General features: G+C 36.2%; 21 protein-coding genes. 14 read left to right on the plus strand and 7 right to left on the minus strand.

Going from position 1 to position 25,109, the window contains the following annotated elements:
- The first annotated feature begins 341 nt into the window (after nucleotides 1–341).
- A complete protein-coding gene (locus A5819_RS11840) occupies nucleotides 342–1,670 on the plus strand; it encodes a glucosaminidase domain-containing protein (protein WP_086278984.1) in 1,329 nt (442 codons plus the stop codon).
- Between the two features lie 374 nt (nucleotides 1,671–2,044).
- Here A5819_RS11840 and A5819_RS11850 read toward each other — a convergent pair whose 3' ends face one another.
- The 4 genes from A5819_RS11850 to A5819_RS11865 form a co-directional block, all read right to left on the minus strand.
- Nucleotides 2,045–3,760 (minus strand): ABC transporter permease/substrate binding protein, encoded by a 1,716-nt coding sequence (locus A5819_RS11850; RefSeq protein WP_086278986.1) that lies wholly within the window; start codon nucleotides 3,758–3,760, stop codon nucleotides 2,045–2,047.
- Nucleotides 3,753–4,943 (minus strand): glycine betaine/L-proline ABC transporter ATP-binding protein, encoded by a 1,191-nt coding sequence (locus tag A5819_RS11855; protein ID WP_176271419.1) that lies wholly within the window; start codon nucleotides 4,941–4,943, stop codon nucleotides 3,753–3,755. Before A5819_RS11855 ends, A5819_RS11850 begins: the two co-directional genes overlap by 8 nt.
- 330 nt (nucleotides 4,944–5,273) lie before the next feature.
- Entirely contained in the window at nucleotides 5,274–5,909 is a 636-nt protein-coding gene (locus A5819_RS11860; protein WP_086278988.1) for a TrkA C-terminal domain-containing protein, read from the minus strand.
- Nucleotides 5,910–5,925: 16 nt separating this feature from the next.
- Entirely contained in the window at nucleotides 5,926–7,869 is a 1,944-nt protein-coding gene (locus tag A5819_RS11865; RefSeq protein ID WP_086278989.1) for an ABC-F family ATP-binding cassette domain-containing protein, read from the minus strand.
- Nucleotides 7,870–8,085: 216 nt separating this feature from the next.
- On the opposite strand from A5819_RS11865, the gene A5819_RS11870 reads away from it, so the two are divergent.
- Nucleotides 8,086–8,751 carry a redox-sensing transcriptional repressor Rex gene (locus A5819_RS11870; RefSeq protein WP_086278990.1) on the plus strand — a complete coding sequence of 222 codons (666 nt, stop codon included), beginning with the start codon at nucleotides 8,086–8,088 and terminating at the stop codon, nucleotides 8,749–8,751.
- A 67-nt stretch (nucleotides 8,752–8,818) separates the two neighbouring features.
- Here A5819_RS11870 and A5819_RS11875 read toward each other — a convergent pair whose 3' ends face one another.
- Both A5819_RS11875 and A5819_RS11880 read right to left on the minus strand, forming a co-directional pair.
- Nucleotides 8,819–9,487 (minus strand): CPBP family intramembrane glutamic endopeptidase, encoded by a 669-nt coding sequence (locus tag A5819_RS11875; protein WP_176271466.1) that lies wholly within the window; start codon nucleotides 9,485–9,487, stop codon nucleotides 8,819–8,821.
- A 75-nt stretch (nucleotides 9,488–9,562) separates the two neighbouring features.
- Nucleotides 9,563–9,745, minus strand: a complete 183-nt coding sequence (locus A5819_RS11880; protein ID WP_086279683.1) for a hypothetical protein — start codon at nucleotides 9,743–9,745, stop codon at nucleotides 9,563–9,565.
- 249 nt (nucleotides 9,746–9,994) lie between these two features.
- Here A5819_RS11880 and groES point away from each other — a divergent pair, with 249 nt between their 5' ends.
- Nucleotides 9,995–10,279, plus strand: a complete 285-nt coding sequence (gene groES, locus A5819_RS11885; protein ID WP_086278992.1) for a co-chaperone GroES — start codon at nucleotides 9,995–9,997, stop codon at nucleotides 10,277–10,279.
- Between the two features lie 61 nt (nucleotides 10,280–10,340).
- On the plus strand, nucleotides 10,341–11,969 hold the full coding sequence (gene groL, locus A5819_RS11890) for a chaperonin GroEL (RefSeq protein WP_086278993.1): 1,629 nt from the start codon (nucleotides 10,341–10,343) through the stop codon (nucleotides 11,967–11,969).
- Between the two features lie 63 nt (nucleotides 11,970–12,032).
- Here the strand turns inward: groL and A5819_RS11895 are convergent, their stop codons facing one another.
- The gene (locus tag A5819_RS11895; protein WP_086278994.1) at nucleotides 12,033–12,776 is read right to left on the minus strand and encodes a TraX family protein; all 744 of its coding nucleotides are present in this window, start codon (nucleotides 12,774–12,776) and stop codon (nucleotides 12,033–12,035) included.
- A gap of 711 nt (nucleotides 12,777–13,487) precedes the next feature.
- Between A5819_RS11895 and A5819_RS11900 the strand changes: the two genes are divergently transcribed.
- The 10 genes from A5819_RS11900 (at nucleotide 13,488) to lepB (ending at nucleotide 25,092) form a co-directional block, all read left to right on the plus strand.
- Nucleotides 13,488–14,552: a site-specific integrase gene (locus A5819_RS11900; protein ID WP_254907266.1), complete on the plus strand. Its 1,065-nt coding sequence runs from the start codon at nucleotides 13,488–13,490 to the stop codon at nucleotides 14,550–14,552.
- A 408-nt stretch (nucleotides 14,553–14,960) separates the two neighbouring features.
- Complete coding sequence (locus A5819_RS11905; protein WP_086278996.1) at nucleotides 14,961–15,683, plus strand: winged helix-turn-helix domain-containing protein; 723 nt, start codon at nucleotides 14,961–14,963, stop codon at nucleotides 15,681–15,683.
- Between the two features lie 242 nt (nucleotides 15,684–15,925).
- Nucleotides 15,926–17,257, plus strand: a complete 1,332-nt coding sequence (locus A5819_RS11910; RefSeq protein ID WP_086278997.1) for a pectate lyase-like adhesive domain-containing protein — start codon at nucleotides 15,926–15,928, stop codon at nucleotides 17,255–17,257.
- A 138-nt stretch (nucleotides 17,258–17,395) separates the two neighbouring features.
- Nucleotides 17,396–20,467 carry a hypothetical protein gene (locus tag A5819_RS11915; protein ID WP_086278998.1) on the plus strand — a complete coding sequence of 1,024 codons (3,072 nt, stop codon included), beginning with the start codon at nucleotides 17,396–17,398 and terminating at the stop codon, nucleotides 20,465–20,467.
- 19 nt (nucleotides 20,468–20,486) lie between these two features.
- Nucleotides 20,487–20,831, plus strand: coding sequence for an LPXTG cell wall anchor domain-containing protein (locus tag A5819_RS11920; protein ID WP_086278999.1), 345 nt, complete (start codon nucleotides 20,487–20,489; stop codon nucleotides 20,829–20,831).
- A gap of 4 nt (nucleotides 20,832–20,835) precedes the next feature.
- Nucleotides 20,836–21,639, plus strand: coding sequence for a WxL domain-containing protein (locus tag A5819_RS11925; RefSeq protein WP_086279000.1), 804 nt, complete (start codon nucleotides 20,836–20,838; stop codon nucleotides 21,637–21,639).
- A 30-nt stretch (nucleotides 21,640–21,669) separates the two neighbouring features.
- Entirely contained in the window at nucleotides 21,670–22,482 is an 813-nt protein-coding gene (locus A5819_RS11930) for a WxL domain-containing protein (RefSeq protein WP_086279001.1), read from the plus strand.
- Nucleotides 22,483–22,582: 100 nt separating this feature from the next.
- Entirely contained in the window at nucleotides 22,583–23,635 is a 1,053-nt protein-coding gene (locus A5819_RS11935) for a DUF916 and DUF3324 domain-containing protein (protein WP_086279002.1), read from the plus strand.
- A gap of 21 nt (nucleotides 23,636–23,656) precedes the next feature.
- Complete coding sequence (locus A5819_RS11940) at nucleotides 23,657–24,325, plus strand: hypothetical protein (RefSeq protein ID WP_086279003.1); 669 nt, start codon at nucleotides 23,657–23,659, stop codon at nucleotides 24,323–24,325.
- A 26-nt stretch (nucleotides 24,326–24,351) separates the two neighbouring features.
- Nucleotides 24,352–25,092, plus strand: coding sequence for a signal peptidase I (gene lepB / locus A5819_RS11945; RefSeq protein ID WP_086279004.1), 741 nt, complete (start codon nucleotides 24,352–24,354; stop codon nucleotides 25,090–25,092).
- The last annotated feature ends 17 nt before the right edge of the window (nucleotides 25,093–25,109 follow it).

A 25,109-nucleotide genomic window follows, 5' to 3' on the forward strand; every position in this document is an offset into this window, starting at 1 on the left:
AACTTTCCAATCTTTTGAGTCAAGTGCAAGATTTTCCAACATACTTATGGTAAAATAAACTCAACTTATAGAAGGTTAAATGCGGTTTTTAGAGGAAAAGGGTAGGTGAAGCTATGGAGAAACATCATAAGAAGTGCAAGAACAATCGGAAGTTCATGATATTCTCACACTCAGAATGCTTTACTATCTTAAAAAGCTACAGTTAGATTTAGCACTTTAAAATCACGACAAGGTCGCCTGACTGCTTTAAAATCAGGCAGTTCTATGGCGAAAACCTAAAAAATGAGTGATGGATTCTAAAATAATTGAATCTTTAATACATGTGAGAGGAACTAAAATGAATGAAAAGAAAACTATTATCACTCCAGATGATTTGTGTATTGCTCAGTGTTAATTTAATCCCTGTGATTAGCCATGCAGATGAATTAACTCAGTCGGAATCGGAGTCAAACGTTATTGAAGAAAGTCCAACCGAAACAACTGATACTTCTTCAACAGAAGTAACGCCGCCCACAACCGATTCATCAACTTCAGAAACGGAAACTGGGACGACTGAAACAACAACGGATACGACAACAGAATCTTCAGAAACGATCCAACCTCCTGCAAACAGTCATGATGAAGTACCTGTAACACCGCAGCCAGGTGTACCGGTTGGAACAGCACCTGCAGAAACGGCACCGGTAGAAGTACCACAACCAGCGCCTGTTTATGATGCAGCTGCACAATTGAATCAAGACATCAAAGTCTTGAAAAACGAACCAACTGAAACATTTATTCGCCGTATCGGTGAAAAAGCGCGTGCTGTTGGACAAAAAAATGATCTCTACGCATCTGTCATGATTGCCCAAGCTATTTTGGAGACAGGTTCTGGTAACAGTGATTTAAGTCAACAACCATATCATAATCTTTTCGGAATCAAAGGGGAGTACAAAGGAGAAAAAGTTGTCTTTTCTACACAGGAAGATGACGGATCTGGTAATTGGTACTCAATCGATGCATCTTTTAAAAAATACCCTAGCTATAAAGAGTCTTTTGAAGACTATGCTAAGTTGATGAAAGAAGGCATTGATTCAAATAAAGAAATCTATTCAGGAACATGGAAAGCCAATGCAGTTAGTTATCGTGAAGCAACGAAATCTTTAACAGGTGTTTATGCTACTGATACTAGCTACGATCAAAAGTTGAATGCCTTTATCGAAGAATATGATTTGACTGAATACGATAAGGAAAAACCATCTACATCAACTAGTGGTATTATCGTAACGGATAGTCATCCAGATAGTGATTTTAAAGAATACACTGGAGAAACTTATTCTGGTTCAGAAGCGTATGCAGCAGGTAATTGTACGCAATATGTTTATAATCGTATCATTCAATTAGATGGTTATGTTGAAACAACTATGGGTAATGGGATGGACTGGGGTGCAACAGGAAAAGCCAATGGTTATGAAGTAACAAACAAACCAAAAGCTGGTACCGCAGTTAGCTTCCAACCTACAGTTGCTGGAGCAGATGGAACATATGGACATGTGGCATTTGTAGAGCATGTCTATGAAGATGGTTCAATCCTAATTTCAGAAATGAATGTAGCTGGTTTAGGAATGGTTTCATTTAGAGTGATTGACAAAGACACTGCCAATACACTAGCATATGTAACACCTAAATAAAAAATAGACCAATGATCCTGCCGAACGTAATACGTTTGATAGGATCATTGGTTTTTCTTATAAGAAAATAGTTTTTAGGTTTTCTTAAGTATTCTATAGAAAACCTAAATGATTTAGACATAGTTTCTTCAAATCTTCTGGTTATTATAGATACATACCCAATAACAAACCCAAACAAAACACTTTTTCATTTTTACTCCTCAAGTAAAAAAGAACTCCTTTCCGCTCGGTCACCCAGCCGAGCGGTATTTGCTGTGAATCACTACGACAGGCTTCGCCAGAGTAGATGATGAACAGTACTTGTCGACCAAAGGGAGAGAAGTTCCCAAAATAAAAAAAGAACTGACCACAATTATCATGGTCAGTTCTTTTTTTTATTTTTTCCACTCAGCTACTTCTTTTGCATGACTGTCGATCCAGTCTCTGGCAGCTTGAGTTGGTTCAGTTCCGTTATTGATTTCCAACATGACAGATTCCATATCTTCTTTTGTCCAGTGGAAATTTTTCAATACATTATAAGCTTCAGGATTTTCTTTCTCTAATCCTTTTCGGGCCATTGTGTGAATGGCTTCTTCTTTACCCATAGTCCCTTTTGGATCCTCTAAATATTTAAGGTCATATTTAGCAAACATCCAATGAGGAGACCAACCAGTGATGACAATTTCTTCTTTATTTTTGATTGCTTGACCAAGAGCAACTGTCATCGCACCAGAAGAAGAGGTTTCAACTGACCAATCAGATAAGTTACTATAAGCTTTTTGTGTTTTTTCAGCGGCAGCAACAACACCTGCACCAGGTTCGATCCCAGTTATTTTTTTACCTGCTTGATCTTTTAGGTCTTCGATCGAATTAACATCCATATATTGTGGAACAACGATACCAAGCTTCGCACCTTTTAGATTTTCACCTAAGTCATCCACTTTATCTTTATACTGCTTGTATTGCTCACCATGTGTGCCAGGAAGCCATGCGGCAACCATCGCATCTGTTTCACCTTTTGAAATTGATTCCCACATAATTGCATTGTCTAGCGGTGTTAAAGACACGTTATAGCCAATATCTTTTAACACTTCACCAACCACATGCGTGGAGGCAACTTCTGTATCCCATTCAACATAAGAAAGGGATATATTTTTTTCTTCGTTTTTAGCAGAAGAGAAAAGAGTTGAGCCGCCAATCAAAGCGATAACGGCTACAGCAGCAATCGCAACGCCACTGATTTTTTGTTTTTTAGAAAGTTTTGATTTTGTTGGAGCTGATTTTTTCTTATTTAAATTTTGTGTAAAACGATCAATGATGATGGCTAGAATAACTAAGGCAACACCATTCACAAAACCATTACCGACTTGAGCACGTTGTAAGGCTGATAAAACGCCACGACCAAGACCAGGGGCCCCGATCATTGATGCGATAACTACCATGGAAAGAGCTAGCATGGTGGTTTGATTGACACCGGCCATGATGGTATTTTTAGCTAGAGGTAATTCAAGCTTGAATAATTTTTGCCAACCAGTACTCCCAAATGAATCAGAAGCTTCTACTAACTCTTTTGGCACTTGGCGAATACCGAGATTAGTAAAACGAACGGTAGGTGGTAAAGCAAAAATCACTGAGGCAAATACCCCAGGAACCATACCGATTCCGAAAAAGGCTACGGCAGGGATCAAATAAACAAATCCAGGCATCGTCTGCATAAAATCTAAAATAGGGGTAATAATGCTTTGTGCTTTATTACTTTTGGCCATTAAAATTCCTAATGGCACGCCGATAACGATTGAAACCACGCTAGATAGTAAAACTAATGTCACGGTACTCATTAAATCATTCCACAAATTTTGGTTATAAATGAAAAGTAACCCAATCAATGTAAATAGACTTAACCCAATTTTTTTATTTGAAATAAAGAATGCAATAGCAGTCAAAATAATGATAAATAGTAATGGTGGAATCGCGACTAATAGGGATGTGATACCATCCATTAGGCTTTGACCCGTTGTTTGGAAGAAACTGAAAACACCAGAAAAAGTATTCGTCATCCATTCTGTGATCGTTTCGACCCAATCTGCTACTGGTAATTGATAATTATTCATTAATGTTCACCTCTGTTTCTGCTAGTGCTTCAAGAACACTGCCTCGAATGACAACACCAAGCAATTTATTGTTGTCTGTAACGGCAACTGGCGTAGGTGAATCATAGATAATCGGGAAAATATCGTTGACAAGCATATCTTTATCAATAGAAGTGATATCTGTATCCACATAGTCCGTTAGTGGTTTACCGGCTTTGCGAGCTTCTAAAGCGTGCTCTGCACGAACAACTCCTTTTAACTGACGTTTCTTATCAACAGCTAAAAGCATACTGACTTCTTCTTGTCGCATACGAGTCAATGCAACCGTTGGACCGTCGATTTCAATATTTGTTGTTAATGCTGGAACCATAATATTTTGTGCGGTTAAGACTTTCGAACGATCCACATCTTCAACGAAGGTACGAACGTAATCATTGGCAGGATTAGTTAGGATTTCTTCACCAGTTCCAATTTGCATGATTTGACCGTCTTTCATTAGAGCAATTCGATCACCAATACGCAAAGCTTCATTTAGATCGTGTGTGATAAAGATAATGGTCTTCTTCACGTTTTCTTGTAGATCAACTAATTCGTCTTGCATTTCTCGACGAATCAACGGATCAAGGGCAGAAAAGGCCTCGTCCATTAGCAGGATCTCAGGATCGTTGGCTAAAGCTCTAGCTAAACCAACCCGTTGTTGCATACCACCAGATAATTGATTTGGGAATTGATCTTTAAAGGCTAATAGACTTGAGTTTTCTAACGCTTGCTCAGCTTTAGCAGTTCGTTCCTCTTTAGGGACACCACGAACTTCTAATCCATATTCGGTGTTTTCTAAAATCGTACGATGAGGAAAAAGACCAAAGTTTTGGAATACCATACTCATTTTATTACGACGAACTTCTCGTAAGCCTTCTTTATCCAATTTTGAGATATCTTGATTATCAATAAAAATATTCCCAGAAGTTGGCTCTATCAGACGGTTCAAAAGACGAATCAACGTAGACTTCCCACTACCTGAAAGTCCCATGATTACGAAGATTTCCCCTTCTTCTACTTCAAAATTTACATCGTAAACCCCGACAGTAGCACCAGTCTTCTTCAAGATCTCGGTCTTATCCTTGTTTTCTTTGATCATATCCAGTGCTTGCTTTGATCTTTTACCGAATATTTTTGTTAAATGCGATACTTTTACTTTGGGCAAAACAAAATTCCTCCTTATTTTAAAAGCTGAGCAGGCTCGTCCAGCTCTGACAGGAAAATAGGAAAATCAGAATGTGGCGTTATTTGCTACAATCGGATTTTATCTTTTTCCCGAAGAGCTAGCCTGCGAAGCTAGATAACACTAAAAGTGCAATACACTCTTGCTTTTTGCTTTTACAGAATAATGTAAAGAAAATCAATTTCTTTTCTGTAAAAAAGTGACCATTCTAGATTAACATCGGCTAGTCACTTTGTCAAATTGCTTGTTTTAGAAATAAGAAGAAAGAAAAAAGAGCTATCAATCCACAAATGGGGTTGATAACTCTTTAAATTATGAATTTGGATAGAAAAAATTCTGCACCCGTTGCAACGTTGATTCATGACCGACAAAATAAATTGTATCACCAGAAGTAAGCTTGGCATAGGGGCCAGGGGAGACTAGCAGTTCGTCTCCGTGCTTGATTGCAATCAGAGTAGCAGAGGTACTTTGCCATAAATTCAATTCGCTGATCGTCATTTCAAGATGCACTGCATCATCCGTTAGTGTAAAGGTGACTGGATTCAACGGGTTGAATGAGTCAAAACGTTTCGTTTGACCAACAAGTTTATCCAATATTTCTGAAAAGTAGCTTAATTCTTCTTTTTGTTTTTTGACACTGCTGATCAGGTCTTCTTTTAAGTCATGGATCGATTGGACATCCTGGTATTGATCGACGAAAAGCTTGGCTTTTTCAATTGAATGAACATAAAAGCCGCTGCCATGCTTGGCTTGGACAATTTCTAAATCAACCAACACACTGATTGCCTTTCGTGCTGTTTCAGGAGACACGCTATATTTATTTGCTAAAGTAGAGCGTGCATGGATTTTATCACCAACTGAAAAAGTTTGATCTGCAATTTTTGAGGCTACATCAACAGCAATTTGTTGATACTTAGGTTGTGTTACATTCATACGTTTTGACGTCATGATTGTCCACCTTTCGTCAATTATTTTCTTCTAACTCTTCAAGCTCTAAACTAAGATTTTCCCACTCCGTCAACAATTGTTCTTGTTGAGTGCGCTGGGCTTCTAATGACTCGTTTAAAGCCATAAGTTGCATGTGGTCATCGACGAGCTTTGGATCACTCATCGTTTGTTCGATTTCTGCAATCGTCGTATCCAAAGTAGCTAAATTTTCTTCGATTTGCGTGATTTTGCGACTTAAATTACGTACTATTTTTTGTTGTTCTTTATTTTGATAGAAATCATTTTTTGGTTTTACGATTTCAGTTTGTTTTACGGAAGATTGTTCAGCTAGTATGGCAGCCAATTCTTCTTCTTCCTTTTTCTTTTCTAAATAGTAATCGTAATCACCTAAATAAAGCTTACTGCCAGTTTCAGAAAGTTCAATTACTTTGGTGGCAATTCGATTAATAAAATAGCGGTCATGGGAGACAAATAAAAGCGTGCCTTCATAATCAATCAAGGCATTTTCTAAGACTTCTTTATTATCAATGTCTAAATGGTTGGTTGGTTCATCAAGAATTAAAAAGTTTTCTTTATCCATCGAAAGTTTAGCTAATGCAACACGGGCTTTTTCACCGCCGCTTAGCAGAGGAATTGTTTTTTCAACATCATTTCCACTAAATAAAAAGCTACCTAAAATATTACGAATGTCTTTCTCTGGAGTAGTAGGATGTTCATCCCACAGCTCTGCTAAAACTGTTTTAGTGCCATGCAAGTTGGCTTGTTCTTGGTCATAATAGCCAATTTGTACATTGGTTCCAAGCATTGCGTTACCTTTAATGAAGGGAATTTTTCCGATTATCGATTTAAGCAATGTTGATTTTCCAATTCCGTTAGGACCGACCAGAGCAATGGCTTCTTGTCGCCGGATATCTAATGAAACAGGTTCAGATAAGATACGAGCGTCATACCCAATAGCAGCATCTTCTACTTGTAAAACGACATTTCCAGAAACTTTCTCAATTCCAAAAAGAAAATTTGCTGATTTTTCATCTCCTTGAGGGCGGTCTAGGCGTTCCATTTTCTCTAGCGTCTTGCGACGGCTTTGTGCTCGTTTGGTCGTGGAAGCTCTAACTAAATTACGGGCGACAAAATCCTCGAGCTTATTGATTTCAGTTTGTTGTTTTTCGTATGCTTTCCATTCACTGGTCAGCTGCTCAGCTTTTAATTCTAAATATTTTGAATAATTTCCTTTGTAATAACGCATTTTATGGCGACTGATCTCATAGACCTCGTTAACAACTTTATCCAAAAAGTAGCGGTCATGTGAAACAATCAAAAGAGCACCAGAATAATTCGGTAAATAGTTCTCCAACCAAGAAAGAGTGTCGATATCTAAATGGTTGGTTGGTTCATCGAGGATCAAGATATCAGGTTTTTGCAATAACATTCGAGCTAAAGCCAAACGAGTTTTTTGTCCCCCAGATAACGTACTGATATTTTTTGAATAAAATTCTTCTTTAAAGCCAAAGCCATGCAAGACCGAACGAATCTCGTTCTCATAACCATAGCCATTTTTTTCTGAAAACTCGTGCTGTAAGCGATCATATTCTTTCATAACCGATTCATAATTTGATGCATCCGGTAACAGTTCACTAATGATCAATTCAAGTTCACGCATTCGTTTTTCCATTGTGATGACTTCAGCAAAAGCTTCAAGCATTTCATCCCACACGGTTTTATTAGAATCAAGTCCTGTATCTTGGGCCAAATAGCCTAAACTAGCTGTTTTATTTTTAGCAATCGTGCCGGCATCAGGTGCATCGATTCCAGCGATGATTTTTAAAAGAGTAGATTTACCAGCACCATTGCGGCCAACTAAGGCAATCCGGCTGTTTGTACTGATCTCCATTTGTATGTTATCAAACAAAGTATCCGCACCGAAATAACGGGCGATTTGATTTGCTTGGAGTAAAATCATAGGGTAACCTCATTTCTATTTCAATGCCTTTAGTGTAGCATAAATTGATTCAAAATAGCACCCATCCAACAGCTTGAGAAAAAAATTATCAGAACAATTTTAAGAAAGTTTGAAAAATGTTTCTTTTTCTGAGCTGTAAGATTGCTTTTTATCTGGAACAACTGCTATTATGAGAGGTGGATATTTGTCTATATTTAGAGTATTGGAGGTACGATTGTGAAAGACCAAATTATTCCAAAAGCAACGGCAAGACGCCTTCCCCTATATTATCGTTATTTGAGAATTCTGCATGATGCAGGAAAAAATAAAGTATCATCTACTGAGTTAAGCGAAGCGGTTCAAGTAGATAGCGCAACGATTCGACGTGATTTTTCTTATTTCGGCGAATTAGGTAAGCGCGGCTATGGTTATGATGTAGAAAATTTGATGAATTTCTTTGCAAAGACACTGAATGATGATGAATTAACGAATGTCGCTTTGATTGGTGTAGGTAACTTAGGTAGTGCCTTACTAAAATATAAATTCCATCAAAGCAACAGTATTCGTGTAAGTTGTGCCTTTGATGTCAACGATGAGATTGTAGGAAGAATTGTTGATGGTATTCCGGTTTATCCAATGACGGATATGATGGAACAAATTCGAGTACAGCAAATCGAAGTGGCTATTTTAACTTTACCTGCTAGAAAAGCGCAAGAAGTTGTTAGCCAATTAGCAGATGCTGGAGTAAAAGGGATCTTGAATTTTACGGCAGCTCGATTAGTAGCACCTCCAGACGTGTTGATCCAAAATGTGGATTTGACGAATGAATTACAAACGTTGATTTATTTCTTGCATCACGACAGTGAATTAGTCGACACAGAAATCGAAAACGAAAAAGAGTAATAAAAATCCCATATGATTGCACTTCTTAAAATGCAATCATATGGGATTTATTTGTTTAGACTATTCTCTATTTTGGTAATTCGATATTGGCATAGTGCATCACTAGTTGGGCAATCACAACGAGTGTGTTCATTCCACAATGCGCAATGATCGAGGTCCAAATTTTTCCGGTCATTTTATAAAGTAGTGCGAAAAAGAAGCCCATGAAAAAATAAACAAAAAAATGACCGTCTTGATGAATCACTGAAAATAATGAGGAGCTTATAATAGCTGAAATCCAAAAACCGGTATAACTTTCTGTCAAACCAATCAAAGAACGGCGGAAAACAAATTCTTCCATAATCGGTCCGCCAATCGTAGTTGCTAAGATAAATAGTGGATTAGCTAAAATAACAGCAATGATATTTTGGGTATTTTGGGAGCTAGGTTGAACGCCAGTAATTGCTGTTTCAATACCAAAAACAATGGCTTGAATGATCATAGCCATAAAGATTCCACTAAAGCCAAGCAACAGAACAAAAACAGGTGATGTGAGTTTAGCATTTTGCTCAACTTGAGTGATAGCAGTTTTTTTATTGTTGAAATAAAGCCAGATCATCAAAACAGCACCGAGGATATAAGTAAATGTTGTGCCTCCAATGACAATGTCAGGTGAAAATGGTCTAAAAATAAATGGAGAGAAAAAGACAAGTCCATAGAGTAGGATTGTTGTAATGCTTAATTTTTTTATAGACATAGTTGTTGACATAAAAGCAGAGAACTCCTTTCAAAATTGTTAGCATAAAGAAAAGTATAATACAAACAGTTTGGGTTACTTCTTATGCTTATTACGATAGCCTAATAATAGAAAGATAAATACGAAGAAGAATGCTGCTTCCCACAAAGTCGTTGTCCAATCAAATCGTCTGGTCACACCAAAAAAGAAATTGCCGACATTTGCAATGATCAAATAAAGTCCTGTAGCTATCAAAGCACCTGTGATTCGTTGTTTCATTTCCATCGCCTCTCTTTCTATAAGTATTTTACCATGAAATGATTCAGAGGAAAGAAATAATCGAACCCAAATGGAAAAATACTTTGTCGTCTATTAAATTTAGAAATAGAAATAAGGAAAGAATTATTTTATAAAATTAGTCAAAAGACTTGCAAAGTGAAGGGGAAATGAGTATTATAAATAGTGTGAGTTAGCACTCGATAACTAAGAGTGCTAACATAGAAAAAATTTTTTATGGAGGGATTTATTGTGTTAAAACCATTAAGCGATCGCGTCGTTATTGAAGTCGCGAAAGAAGAAGAAAAAACAGTAGGCGGTATCGTACTAGCATCAGCAGCTCAAGAAAAGCCGCAAACAGGAAAAGTTATCGCAGTAGGTGAAGGCCGTGTACTAGAAAACGGAACAAAAGTTCCTGCTGCTGTTGAAGAAGGCGACACAGTAATGTTTGAAAAATACTCTGGTACAGAAGTTAAATATGAAGGTAATGAATACTTGATCGTTTCTGGAAAAGATATTATTGCGATCGTTGAATAGATCGTTTAAAACAGAGACAAAACCATTTAAATAAAAAATACTATTTTGAGGTGAAGGAATTATGGCAAAAGAAATTAAATTCGCAGAAGATGCACGCGCAGCAATGCTTCGTGGTGTAGATATTTTAGCTGATACAGTAAAAGTAACATTAGGCCCTAAAGGCCGCAACGTTGTTTTAGAAAAATCTTTTGGTTCACCACTGATTACAAATGATGGTGTGACAATTGCCAAAGAAATCGAATTAGAAGATCACTTTGAAAACATGGGTGCTAAACTAGTTTCTGAAGTTGCTTCTAAAACCAATGATATCGCTGGAGATGGAACAACAACGGCTACTGTTTTGACACAAGCAATTGTACGAGAAGGCTTGAAAAACGTTACTGCAGGGGCTAATCCATTAGGCATTCGCCGTGGGATCGAATTAGCAACAAAAACTGCGGTTGAAGAATTACACAATATTTCAACTGTTGTTGATTCAAAAGAGGCTATCGCTCAAGTAGCGGCTGTTTCTTCTGGTGATGAACGTGTTGGCCAATTGATTGCGGATGCAATGGAAAAAGTTGGCAATGACGGTGTGATTACGATCGAAGAATCAAAAGGGATCGAAACTGAATTAGACGTAGTTGAAGGAATGCAATTTGACCGTGGTTACTTATCGCAATATATGGTAACAGATAATGATAAAATGGAAGCAGTTTTAGAAAATCCATATATCTTGATTACGGACAAAAAAATCTCGAATATTCAAGATATTTTACCTTTGTTAGAACAAATTTTACAACAAAGCCGTCCATTATTGATCATCGCTGATGACGTAGATGGTGAAGCATTACCAACATTAGTGTTAAACAAAATCCGTGGAACATTTAATGTTGTAGCTGTAAAAGCTCCTGGATTTGGAGATCGTCGTAAAGCAATGCTTGAAGATATTGCAATGTTAACAGGTGCTACAGTTATCACAGACGATTTAGGTCTTGAATTAAAAGACACAACTATTGATAACCTTGGGAATGCAAGCAAAGTGGTTGTAGATAAAGACAATACAACAATCGTTGAAGGTGCTGGCGAAAAAGCTGGTATTGATGCTCGTATCCAATTAATCAAAAACCAAATTGCAGAAACAACTTCTGATTTTGACCGTGAAAAACTACAAGAACGTTTAGCTAAATTAGCAGGCGGTGTAGCAGTAGTCAAAGTTGGTGCTGCAACAGAAACAGAATTAAAAGAATTGAAATTACGAATTGAAGATGCGTTGAATGCAACACGTGCAGCCGTTGAAGAAGGTATGGTTTCCGGTGGTGGAACAGCCTTAGTCAATGTTATTGGTAAAGTAACTGCATTAGATGTTGAAGGCGATGTAGCAACTGGTGTGAAAATCGTAGTTCGTGCACTAGAGGAACCAATTCGTCAAATCGCTGAAAATGCTGGCTATGAAGGCTCAGTAATTGTTGATAAATTGAAAAATATCGATTTAGGTATTGGCTTCAATGCTGCAACAGGCGAGTGGGTAAACATGGTAGAAGCAGGAATCGTTGACCCAACCAAAGTAACTCGTTCAGCATTGCAAAACGCTGCATCTGTTTCAGCTTTACTGTTAACTACAGAAGCGGTAGTTGCAGATAAACCTGAACCAGCAGGGGCAAGCATGCCTCCAATGGATCCATCAATGGGTATGGGCGGCATGATGTAATACGAATAAAAAAACAAGCTGACATTTTTAGATGTCGGCTTGTTTTTTTACAATGATTTTCTGTTAAATCAGGTAAGGTATGACCAAAAATTGTTGAATTGCAAAAAGAACGAGTAAATGAACGGGATAAAACCAATAAAAAAAATATTTCCATTGTTTACCACGTTGCCCATTGTAAAAATAAATTGGTATAAAAGCAAACAACCCAAACCAACTATTTTGTAAAAGAACCAATCCGCCTAAAATACACTTCAACAATGAAGAACGCCTAAATAGATACAAAATAGTGATGAGTAAAATACCGATCCAGCCACCATAATCCGTTTGTAACCATTCTGCTAAAAAAATTCCACTGGTGATAATTATCAGAGAGAAAAAACTATTTTTGACGGAAGTGAAAGAAAACTTGTCTAAACCCATGATCACCACTAAACCAATCACCAATGTAAAAAACACATTTTGGCTTTCCAAATTAACAAACTGATGCGAAAAAGCTAAGTCATAAGGAATCTCTGAAATCACTGCAAAAAGAAACAAGCGCATCAAGTAGTTTTTAGGATTTGAGGTATGAACAAATCCTTCAATTAATAAAAAGCAAAACAGTGGAAAAGCAAGTCGTCCAATCAAGATGAATAGCGGGAAAATAGTTTGACTCATTGCAAACAGTTGGTTCGATTCAGTCATATAGGGAAGTGCTCCGTTTATAAGGGGCTGAAAACGAATGATTTTTGCGGTATGATCAAGAAACATGGCAATGATCGCAATCCACTTTAACTGACTCCCTGAAAAAAACAGTTTTGGATTCAATAACTCACTCCTCTTAAATAGAATAGTTGATTCCATTATTTTACCATAGATAGCCTCGCTCTATTAGAAAAAATTAGTTCTACTGTTATTTATAATAGATGAATTTATGTGGGATAAGATTTTTTTGTTGTAAAAGAAGACGCTAGAATACCCACAATAATAGCCATAAAATCTTCATTTTATGCTTTTGAACAAATAGACCATACAAAAAACAGTTAAGACAGATTGTCCTTAATCTATCTCAACTGTTTTTATTCGAATATATATAAATTTGATATAAAAAAAAGTTTATTTTGATAAAAAGGTGAAATATAGAAGATATATTGTTATAATGAGATTGTGTTCTGGAAGTTGAATTTCTTTCTTGAATGTAACAGGTATAAGAAAATAATGAATCTAATTAATAGACAAATGTATTTCAATTTCAACTACTAATTCATTCTATCTCAAAAGTGAAGAGCAATAAAAAAATGAGAATTGTTATTTTTTGTTTTTGGTTACAAATAGAAAATAAATGAATTTGCTATTGAATTTTCATATTAATATTGTTTTCTGTTCAGTCAATACTAGTTGTTTGTACATTAAAAAATAGATTTATATTTTTAAGCCGTCAAATAAGCCGTCAATTTTTTTGTGAAAGGGTGTCAAGTTTTGAGTAGAAAAGGTGAGAATATTTATAAAAGAAAGGATGGTCGCTGGGAAGGGCGTTATATGAAGGCAAGAAATGAACATGGCAAAATCATTTATGGCTACATTTACGGAAAACGCTATGCGCATGTGAAAAAAAAGCTCGCCGAATTGAAAGTTCAATACTCTTTTTCGCATAATAATCTTAACTTATATCAAGGAACGGTTCAAGAGTGGTTGAATTATTGGTTGGATGGATTAATGCGAAAAAAGATCAAACTTTCTACATATTCCAGCTATCGCTTACGTATTGATAAATACATTAATCCATTTTTAGGCAGAAAACAGCTGATTCAAGTAAAAAGCCGAGAAATAGAGGAATTTGTCAATTATCTGACAAATTTGAATTTATCCTCTGCCACAGTGCATTCTATTGTAACTGTACTTAAAAGTGCAATGAATAAAGCATTTTTAGAAAATTATATTCTTTCAAATCCATGTAATAACTTATCGCTATCAACAGTGGCAATGTCTGAAATATCAGCACTTAGTTTAAAAGATCAAGAAAAAATCGAACAGATTGCACTAAACGAAAAAGCCTGTTCTGCGGTTATTTTAGCACTGTATACTGGGTTAAGAATTGGTGAAATCAGTGGATTGAAGTGGTCTGATATTGATTTCGAAAAAGATATTATTCATATCAAAAGAACACTCTATAGAATATCTAATACCGTGAATAATAGAAAAACAGAAATCATTATGGCAGAGCCAAAAACAAAAAGTTCTAAACGGTCGATTCCCTTGGCAAAAAATTTAAAAAACTATTTGTTAGATAAACGAAAAATCGATACTTCTGAATATGTGATTTCTTGTAAAGGAAGTTATGCAGAACCGCGAGTAATCAGTTATAGATTTAAAAAAAGCATGAAACAAGCAGGGATTCGCTCTATTCATTTTCATGTGTTACGTCATACCTTCGCTACTCGATGTGTAGAGCAGGGGATTGATATTGCTACACTGAGTAAATTATTGGGGCATGCTTCAATAAAATTAACTTTAGACACCTACACAGATTCACTGTGGGAAAATAGAAAAGCAGCAGTTTCTGTCATAGATCATAAACTTGGCAGTAGAATAATCGTCTCCTAAAAAAGAGGTTGGGTTAGAAGCGTTTACTCGGACAAAATAGCCTGAGATATAACTTTTCAAGTTATATCTCAGGCTATTTTTTTATTTTAAAATGGCGCGGAAATTTTATCCAATTGATTTTTAAAGCCGTCAAAAAATGGTCAACCTCACTAGCAAACGCCGTTATACAGAGGAAAAATGACCTTTTTCTTATACCTGTTACATTCAAGAAAAAGCCAAATAAATTATCTTTCTTCAAAGATAAACCGTAATCGGCTATTCATTAAGCTCATAATAAATAGCCATGTAACCATTATAAGGGCAAAACCATAATTTCTAAACTCTAAAGCACTGAAATGAGTGAAAGCTTAGACTAACCAAACAAAATAAACCAAACTCTTAGAAAATGATGATAAGGAGGGCATCAATATGTATCGGATCGGTTGCATCTCACACAACAGTGAAATTAGCAAAGAATGTAATGAAATGTTCAAATCACTTCAATGTACTATTCAAATGATCAAGAAAGAAAAAGTAGAACATTTACTTGAAAGTGACAATAACACGTTGAATTTAATGGACACTTTAATTATTGACGACTCTGAGACGAGTAATATTAACTGGACGTGTGAATTAATCATGAATGTACGAGAACAAACAACCTTACCACTTTGGATTTTATCCTCCTCAGAAACCAACAATAGAACAAATCGAATTGTTTATTTACAATTGGGGGCCGATGGAATCATTGAACAAAATCAAGGACTAGATGAATCTATATTAATGATGAGAAATTTACTGAAACGTGTCAAACAACGAGAGCACCAATTAGAAGTACCTAAAATAGGAGTACAGGAACAAAACGTTGACTTTAAGTTAATACCACAAAATCTAAGTGTTTGCTTAGAAGAAGGGAAAGAAGTCAATTTAACAAAATTAGAGTTTCTTACAATAGAATATTTACTTAAACACGCACGTAAAACGATGACATATGAAGAAATCTATAAAAACGTCTGGAACGATACTTATAGAAATCGAAAATATCGGGTTTCTAACTTAGTTTTTCATTTGAGAAAAAAAATTGAGTTGGACATTGAAAAACCACAGTATATTAAGACGATTCGCTCAAAAGGCTACATGCTAAATATCTAATAACGAAAGAGAGAAAAGACTGAGAATCGGCTGATGGAAAACATGCTCAGTAAAAATAAAAACCACTTAATTTTTAAAAAATGGGAGGAAAAGACATGCTTGAACATTTGATTTCAGTCAAAAAGATAATTTGCGAAACTGGTTAGAAATAACGAGTGAAGAAAATAATTGCTCGTTTTTCTGGAAAGGAGGGGGAGTAAAAAAAGTTTCGACAATAACACACATTTTAGGAGGGAAAAGAATTGAAAAAAACACAAATGTTAAAAAGAAGTATGCTAACACTAGCTGCAACTGTTGCACTAGGAGCAGTAGTATTGTCAGCACCAACACCATTTACAGGAGAATCAGTTGTTGCTTATGCAGCGGAAGAAACAGCTGAAGTATCAACGATCGAAGAATTTGATGCAGCGTTGAAAAATCCAGTAATTACTGTAATCAATGTTAATCAAAGTATCCAATTCAAGAAAAACATTACAAACATTCCAAACCGTGATTTAACGATCAATGGTAATGCAGATAAAGGTGTAGTGATCAACTCAGCACACAACTCTATCTATGGTAAACAAAATACTAAAGGTAAAAATACGATTTCAATCAAAAATGTCAATATCGTAGGTGCTGATGGCGATGGACGTTTCTTCACTGGTGGTTCTGGTAATGGCCCTTCAAGTTATGGTTGGGATGTCTTTGCAGAGAATGTAACATATCAAGGTGCACGTTTTGTACATTTAAGTGAAGGTAAATTAACATTTGCTGGCACAAATAACATCAATACTCGTGCTGAAAATGCTTGGGTGCATGATTTAGAATTTATGCCTGGAACAGTTTATAACGGAATTGCAGCAAATAAAGATCATGGTCAATTCTCAGCATTTTACTTTAATGGTGCCTTGATCAAAGGGAAAGCAACTGGTGAAGCAATTATCGGTGATAATGCAAAAATCAATGTAAAAATTGGCCCACAAAGTGATGTTAACTATTACTATCCAGTATTTTACGATAAAGTACAAAAAGTTGATGTAGGTGAAAATGCTTCACTTGATGTTGACGCAGCAGGAGTTGCTTTCCAATTTATCCCACGTGCGGATTATGTAAATAAAGTACCGACATTTAATCTGGCAACTGGCAGCTCAGTTCATTTGAACGGCCGCGGTGGCGGTAACTATGCAACTATGAAACTTCAATATTATGGATCAGAAATAAATGTTGCAAACGATGCTGAGTTAGTTGTCACTGGTAACAGTACAAAAGCTGTTGTTGAAAGTGAATATAAAGGCGCTGTAATTAATTTGGATGCACCACGTAATTTTGAACTTACAAACAAAAAACCAAATTCAAAATTATTCTATGCTACCAATACAACGATTAATGCTACTGATGTAAGTGAAATTTCAACATGGTCTCAAACTGGCGGTAACTATGAGCATGCCCCTATCTATTTAGATGGTGGAAACTTCTCAGTCAACTTCGGTAAAATCTGTAACAGCAAAACATTATCAACAACTGGAGATATTTCACCGAATTTCAAACTTGAAAATTATGGAAAACTTTCTCTAGTAGGAGGAATTTTATAATCAATTGTAATTACGTTGTTATAAAATAAACACTTTGAATGGTTTGAGTTTCAGAATGAATTTCTGGAACTCAAACTAAAAATGATGAATTTGATGATGAACTGAGTCAGTAATCTTTTATATAAGGGAGGTGAAACAATGAAAAAAATTAGATTATCCATATTTATGTCTATATTGTTCTGCGTTGGTTATTTCATATTTTATGGTCATCAAAACAAGATCCAAGCGGCACCTCCTTCAGGTTACTCAGATATTCTGACAGCACCAGGGGTAAATATTGTTCCAGGGGCAAATTCAGCTATTTCTGAAATCGATGGAGATTATGGTTCGATGTTTAAATTAACACAATATACATCTTATGAACCATTCGGAGAGGCTGAAACAATCGAATATGATTCTCATCTATCGAAGTCTTATCGCTTTCATAATGATACTGTGGCAAGCGAAAAGGGAGTTTGGATCAGAAATGCTGGGATGTACAATGGGCGAAGCGTAGATTTGAAATTAGTTATTGATCAGATGGATTTTGCAGATAAGGGTAGCGGGAATAGTCCATACTTCAATTTTGTTGCGGTTGACTTTTCTGATATTAACTCCACAGTAAATACGATCATTCCAAACACTAAAACTTGGGGTGAGGCATTTTTATTCTTAGGAAGTACTACAAGAAGTGCATCGAAAATCAATGATACGTATACGTTTGAGGACAATGCTTCCTATCACTACGAGTTTTATGATAGTGAAACAAAAAAACAGCTGAATTATAAAGGAACATGGAATTTTAACAATATCAATATAGCTAAGGCCGTAACCACGCCTTTCAATAATGATTTTGATAAAATGTTTGTTTTGGATTCTACATGGATCGGTTATAAGGATGCTAGCAAACCAAATTATCTTGAACTTTTTGGTAACGGAACTACAGTTAATGCACCAGCCAGTAGATTAACGCAACTTTTTGAAAGCCAGTCTTTTGCTACATCCATGGAGAAAAGATACAGTAACGGAAATGGTGGTACTGCTCTAGGTGCGATGGGGATTATGTATAGTACAGAGTCTCTTGCCAGAATAGCACCAGCTAAACCAATTATTTTTGCTGAAAAAAATAGTGCTGTTCATACAGAAGCTGACTATGGCAGAATCAAATATTCAATTTTACAAACGGTTGCTGATAACAAGCTTGAAAATAGAAATACGACTTTTTCAATCGAAACAATGGTTCCAAGTCAATATGATATTGATTTAAGTAAAGTAAGAGTGTATGAGTTTGGAACGGGAGAAACTGTCGAAAAGACAGGTCAATTTACTATCGCCATAGATCCAATGAATTCCAGCAGAGTTATTCTGACTGCAAAAGATCCGACAACGAATGAATTTAACGGCTCTGTTTTAGAGATAAAAGTAGAAGCCAAACAGAACGCTACATTCAAATTTAATAAAGTTGATCACAATTACCAGGTTGGCGGAAAAGATGATGCTCATATGATTTATGAGTTGGGTGGAACGACAACGACCACTCATTATACTTATCTGAATCGTTTTTCTGGTGATCTAAATGCTGAAGTCGTTGTACAAGATGATCAAACGAAGGCAAAAGTTCTCTACGAAGGTGTTCCTTATGGCGTTGCCAAAACGGATGTGAAAATCCCGATGGGGGGAAGTATTGCTACAGCATATCCAAATGCTAAAGACTTACTTACTTCATATGATGTTGATACAGGAAACGAAATCGATCGTCCGGTTACAGTTTCATACGTTGGAACGCCACCAGATATTAGTGCTAAACAACCTGGGGATATTGTAGATGTACCATTGATCATGACTTCTGCCAAAGGTGTTGAAACACCAATTACAGTAAAGATTGAGATAACTCAAACTATATTTGATTTAGACATCGAACATTTAGATGCAGAAACAGGCGCGGTAATCGCAACAACGAGTCCGTTGCCAAGTGGTGAAGCAGATGAGGAATATCTGGCTACATCAAAAGCAATTTCAGGTTATATTCCTACGGCTGTATTAGTAGATGGAGTGGATAAGACACCAGCGCAGTTAACCGATCCGTTAACAGTGACGGCTAAATTCGTAACGAATAAAAAAGTCACATTTAAATATACCAAGCTAAGAACACCCGTGGTCAATGCAAAGTTTGCTGTTAATCCAACCACTGTCCCCTTAGGTGGACAAACTGAGTATACAGCAACGATTCAAAATACTGCTCAAGCACCTACGAAATGGCGTAACGTTTTTTATCAAGTTGACACACCTTTTCCTGATAAAATCGCACCTGATCCAACAAGTGTGACAGTTAATGGTATGCCAATAGCAGCAGATAAAGTTGAATTTAATCCTATAACAAGAGCGTTTAAAATCAATCTTGGTGATTTGGATCAAAATCAGGTAATCATCAAATATAAAGTTGAAATTGCTGCAGATGCAACTTTGCAAACGTTAAAACAAACCTATACAGTATCCGGAGATGAGGCAGCGAAAACATCAAATGAAACTTCGCTAGCTATTATCGCTGGTGAAAGCCAGTTAAATGTTCTTTATAGGAAAAAAGATGAAACTAATAATGATGTGAAAATGGATCCAGATCGTGATGCAATCACTACTCAAAAAGATGGTACAGCATTTGATATCACACCTGAAACGTTTGATGGGTATGTCTTAGATAAAATCATTGTTGATGGTCAAGCATTACCAGAACCATTACCAACATCTGTCAAAGGGAAATACGGAGAAATTTCAACGATTGAATTCCATTACAAGGGAACATTATTAATCACATCGGCACCGTCTTTACTTGATTTTGAGATGAATGAAGCCAGTGCAAAAGAACTTCGAGTTGAAAGTGCCAAAACCGATAAGGATTTAGTTGTTACAGATACACGCGCAACAAAACAAAGATGGTATTTATATGCCAAAGTAACGGAAGATTTTAAAACAACTGACGGCTCGAATAAAACACTCTCAGGAATTTTACGCTATAACGATGGTGGAACAACTGAAAAAAGTTTTCCAGTAGATCAGAATCAATTATTGACGTCACCTGATAACTATTCAGATACGAAATATAACATTAGCCAAACTTGGACAGCTAAAGGAAAAGGCTTCAAAGTTGAAGTTCCAGGAGACTATGTCAAACAGTTAGGCGAATATCGAGCAAAAATTGTTTATACATTAAGTGAAGTGCCAAATCTTCCTTAAAGCGAAGGAGAGAGTGTCAATGATAAAGAAAGCAAAAAATTTGTATATTGGCCTAATGTTACTCGCTTTAACGGGAGGAATCTTGGGTATATTCGCTACTTCTGTATACGGAGAAGAAGCTGCAGTGCAAACAAATGGTGAGATTGTTTTTTCTGCTGAAAGTAGTGATTCAAGTTCTAGCACAACTCCTTCAGAATCAACAATTTCTAGCAGTGAACTGATTAAAAAGCCAACTGGCAAATATCCTTCAACAGGCGAACTTGTTATGAAGAGTTTGACGATTAGTGGAATAGCTTTAGCTGCTTTAGTAGTCATCTTTTATCTTGTTAAAAGAAAAAAAGATGCGAGTGAAAAGGAGGGATAAGCAATTGAAGAAAAAAACATTTCTTGCCGTTATTCTTCTTGGATCCCTTCTGTTTACACTTAGCAATACGAAGACTTCTTATGCTAAAGACGCTTCATTATCTGGGGATGCAGAAGTTGAGCTAAAAGGGTATAAAGAAGAAAATTCAATTATCCGAGATCCAGAAAATCCAAAAGTAGAAGTTGATCCTGGTGAAACACCACAAACTGAAGGAGACTTAAGGATTGATTTTGCTCCAAAACTGAATTTTAGTACAGTAATGATATCAGATGAAAATACTGTTTTTCCTGTAAATGCACAACTATTTCATGGTGATACTTCTGCTCGTGGAAATTTTGTGCAAGTATCAGACTATCGAGACGATTCAGATGGCTGGACGTTGCAAGTCAGACAGGAGAATCAATTTAAGCATACCACTAAATTGGGGGCAGAATTGAAAGGTGCAGTGATATCATTTGATCAAACGTGGGTCAATTCTTCAAGAGAGCTGACCAAAGCACCGACTGTATCAAAAGAAGTTATTCGTATGAGCAATGTAGGTGAAACGTATAACCTAGCTGTTGCACAAGCGGGCAAAGGGGCAGGAACTTGGAGTATTGTGTTTGGAGCATCACAAGAAAATCATAATGAACGTCCAAATACATTGGAAATAAGAAAAGACGGTTCAGGTAAAGAAATAATAGATCCGATCTTTAAAAAACCTGTGTACACAAACCGAGCAGTTACGCTCTCTGTGCCAGGGGCGACTGAGAAAGAAGCAGGCGCTTATTCAACGGTGCTAACTTGGGTATTAGCTGAGTTACCATAAATAGAACAAAAAAATTAGGAGGAAACACAAATGAAATTAACACACAAATTATGTGGTGCAGCGTTATTAGCTGTACTAGGTGTAGCAATAGCAGCACCAGGCGCAACAAAAGCAGCACCAGATCATTCAAAAGCAGGCGAAGGTGAAATCCAATTCACTAAAGCTACTTATGGTTCATATGATTCTACAGGTGGGGTAGTACCACCAGATACAAGTTCTCAATCAACAACTGATACTGACCCTACTAAATTATTAGATGGTGAATTCGTTGTTCAAGGGATGTCAAAATTAGTCTTTAACGAACAACAAGCAACAACAGGTGCTATCAAGTCTTGGGCAAAACCAACAACTGCCAATAAAGTAGGAGCTGATGACCACGTTGCAAGACGAGCAAACTGGGTTCAATTTAAAGATGATCGTCTTGTAGATGATCGTACGTATGAATTGTCAGCTACACTTGTTGATTCAGATGGCAAAGGCGCATTTAAATTTGAAGATACTGCAAATAGCAAAACAAGAAGTATTAAGGGAGCAACAATTGACTACAAAAATACAAGATTAGAAGCTCATAAAGATAACCTTGCACTTGCACCAAGTACAAGTGGTCTACAACCAACACTTCATTTAGCTGAAAATACGAAAGCTAAATTGCTTACAGTTAACGAAAACAACACTGGTAAAGGTCGTGGAAAATACGCTGTTTACTTTGGTGATGTAATCAATCCAGCAAATTCTGATAAAGAATCAATCGAATTGAGCATTCCAGCGAACCAAGCTGATGATATCCGTGATGGTAAATACGTAGCAACAATTCTTTGGACACTTTCAGAAACACCAATGTAATACGAAGGCTACTATAATTTAACAAGTAGTAGATTAAAAGATTCACCGGTGGTTTGCCGGTGAATTCTTTCATGATGGAAGAGAGAGGACAACGAAGTACATGAAAAAACGAATTTTATTAAGTCTCTTTTTATGTTTATACATAGTTTCACTTTTTGGTTTTTCAAGAGATGCATATGCTGAATTGCAATTTGCATATGAAACTGTGCTACCTGAAAATCAAAAAGGGGAAGGGCGTTATTTTGACTTACGTATGACACCTGGGCAGGAACAAACGGTCCAAGTAATGTTAACGAATCGTGCAGATCAAGAACAAACGATTCAAGTTTCCTTAAATGGGGTAAAAACTAATTCAAATGGTGTTTTAGAATATGGACCAAGTGCATTGAAAAATGACCCATCTTTAAAACATGACTTTAAAGACATTGTTAAAGGGCCGTCAGAAGTAACCTTGGCTCCAAATGAAACAAAGCCCTTAGAGCTAACCATCACGATGCCAGCAACAAGCTATGATGGAAAAATCGTTGGTGGAATTTATTTGAAATCCAAACCAACAAAAGAAGAGGAAGAAGCAAATAAAAAAGCAAAAGGTGTAGTCAATGAGTATGCATTTTTAGTTGCAATGGTTTTGCAGGAAACAGATGAGAAAGTAACAAATGATTTAAAATTAAACAAAGTTTATGCAGGATTGTCAAACTATCGAAACAGTGTATTTGTCAATTTTTCAAATATAAAACCAGAATTTTTAAATAACATGACAGTAGAAATGGAAGTAATGGCAAAAGATTCAGATGCTGTTTTATATGATACAAAAAAAGCTGATATGAAGATGGCCCCAAATTCTATGATTGAATTTCCTTTAGAAATGAATGGAGATAAGATGGTCGCAGGGGATTATAAGGCCCATATATTGGTTACAAGTGGTGACCAAAAATGGGAATGGACAGAAAACTTTAAAATTACCAATGAAGAAGCTGATAAATATAATGCTCAAGATGTCTCTTTAATTCAGGAACCAGGAATTAATTGGAAACTAGTGGCTTTGATTGGTGCGGGTATTTTTCTGGCATTCTTAGCAATCTTCTTTATCGTTCGAGCGGTAAATAAGAATAAGAAGAAAAAGAAAGGAAATAAGAAGAGAAAGAAAAAATAAGCTTAAGGAGGTTATCGTAATATGAGTCTATTAGACTGGTTTTTCATTGGACAACTTTCCTTTGCGACGCTTAGTTTTTTGTTTATCTTTTTTTTCTTTTTCTATTCTTTATCGATTCGAAAAGAACTGAAGAAAGCAAAGTGGCAAAAACGACCTAAAAACAAAGCGAAACGAAAACGTTGGATAAAAGAGCGAAAGCAATTGGAAAAACGTCGGAAACAATTTGATCGAAATATTTTTATTTTTTTACTGTTCGTGATTATAGCGTCTGGAAGTGCTTTTTATTCTCGATATTATCAGATGACCCATTTAACAGCTGAAGATGCAAAAGGAGTTGTTCAAGGTTATTTTATGTCGGAAGATATCGAAAAAAAGTTGGAGACAATGAGAGATGGCGGAAGTATTGAAAAGGAATATCAAGCATATCTGGAAATTAGTTCTTTAATAGTAACCTATAGCAATCGATCTGTTTCTGACGGACTATCGGAAGAAGGAAAGCGATTATTGACCCGTTATAACGTGAGTATGAAAAACTTAGGGATGAATCTCCATAGTCTATCAGAACAACAATTAGAAAATAAAGAAACGATTGATGGCTATTTAAAAGATATTCAAAAAATGAAGCAGCAGCAAAAAGAAGTCTTCAAGTATTTTAGAGTGAATGAATCAGCATTAAAAAGAAAAGGGTAAGGGAACTGATTGCTGAGGGAAACAACATGAAACAGACAAAAAAAACTAAAGTTAGACGACAGTCGCTAAAAGCAACTCCTAACAGGGAATTAAGTCAACCAAAAAAAAGCAAAAAGAATGTAGTCGATCAAAAGAAAAGAAAAAGTAAAAAGTCGAATGAACCTACGAAGAAGTCTTCTTCTAGAAAGAAAAGACCCACAAAAAAATATATTGATCGTAAAAGAGAAGAGCAAAAGCAACTAGTAAAAGAATTAGTTGTGAGTTTATCCCTTTTATTAGGATTGATAGTTGTAGTACAGTCATTGCTTTTTTCTTTTCCATCGGTTGAGGGCTATGGAATGACCCCGTTGTTAAACGATGGTGAACGGGTGATTGTCAGAAAAACGAAGGAAATTAAACGGTTTGATTTAGTTTATATCAGGGAACCAGGAACCAAAAGAACGATGATCCGTAGAGTGATTGGTTTACCTGAAGAAGAAATAGCCTATCAAAACGATCAACTATTGGTTGATCAAAAGCCAATTGTAGAACGCTTTTTGAAGAAAGAACTAAATGAAGCAAAGGTGGAGCAACGATTATTGACGGATAACTTCAGTTTGAGAACTGTTACAGATGAAAGCCGTTTGCCCAAAGATAGCTACTTTGTTTTGGGAGATAATCGTCATTATGCTGCAGATAGCCGTAATTATGGCTGGGTTGAGAAGAAAGATATTTTAGGGGTTGTAAAAGTAAGAATATCACCGATGCATCAAATAACATCATTTTAAGGAAGAGATAGGAGGAA

The sequence above is a fragment of the Enterococcus sp. 7E2_DIV0204 genome (genome assembly GCF_002140855.1).
Lineage (GTDB): Bacteria > Bacillota > Bacilli > Lactobacillales > Enterococcaceae > Enterococcus_L > Enterococcus_L lemimoniae.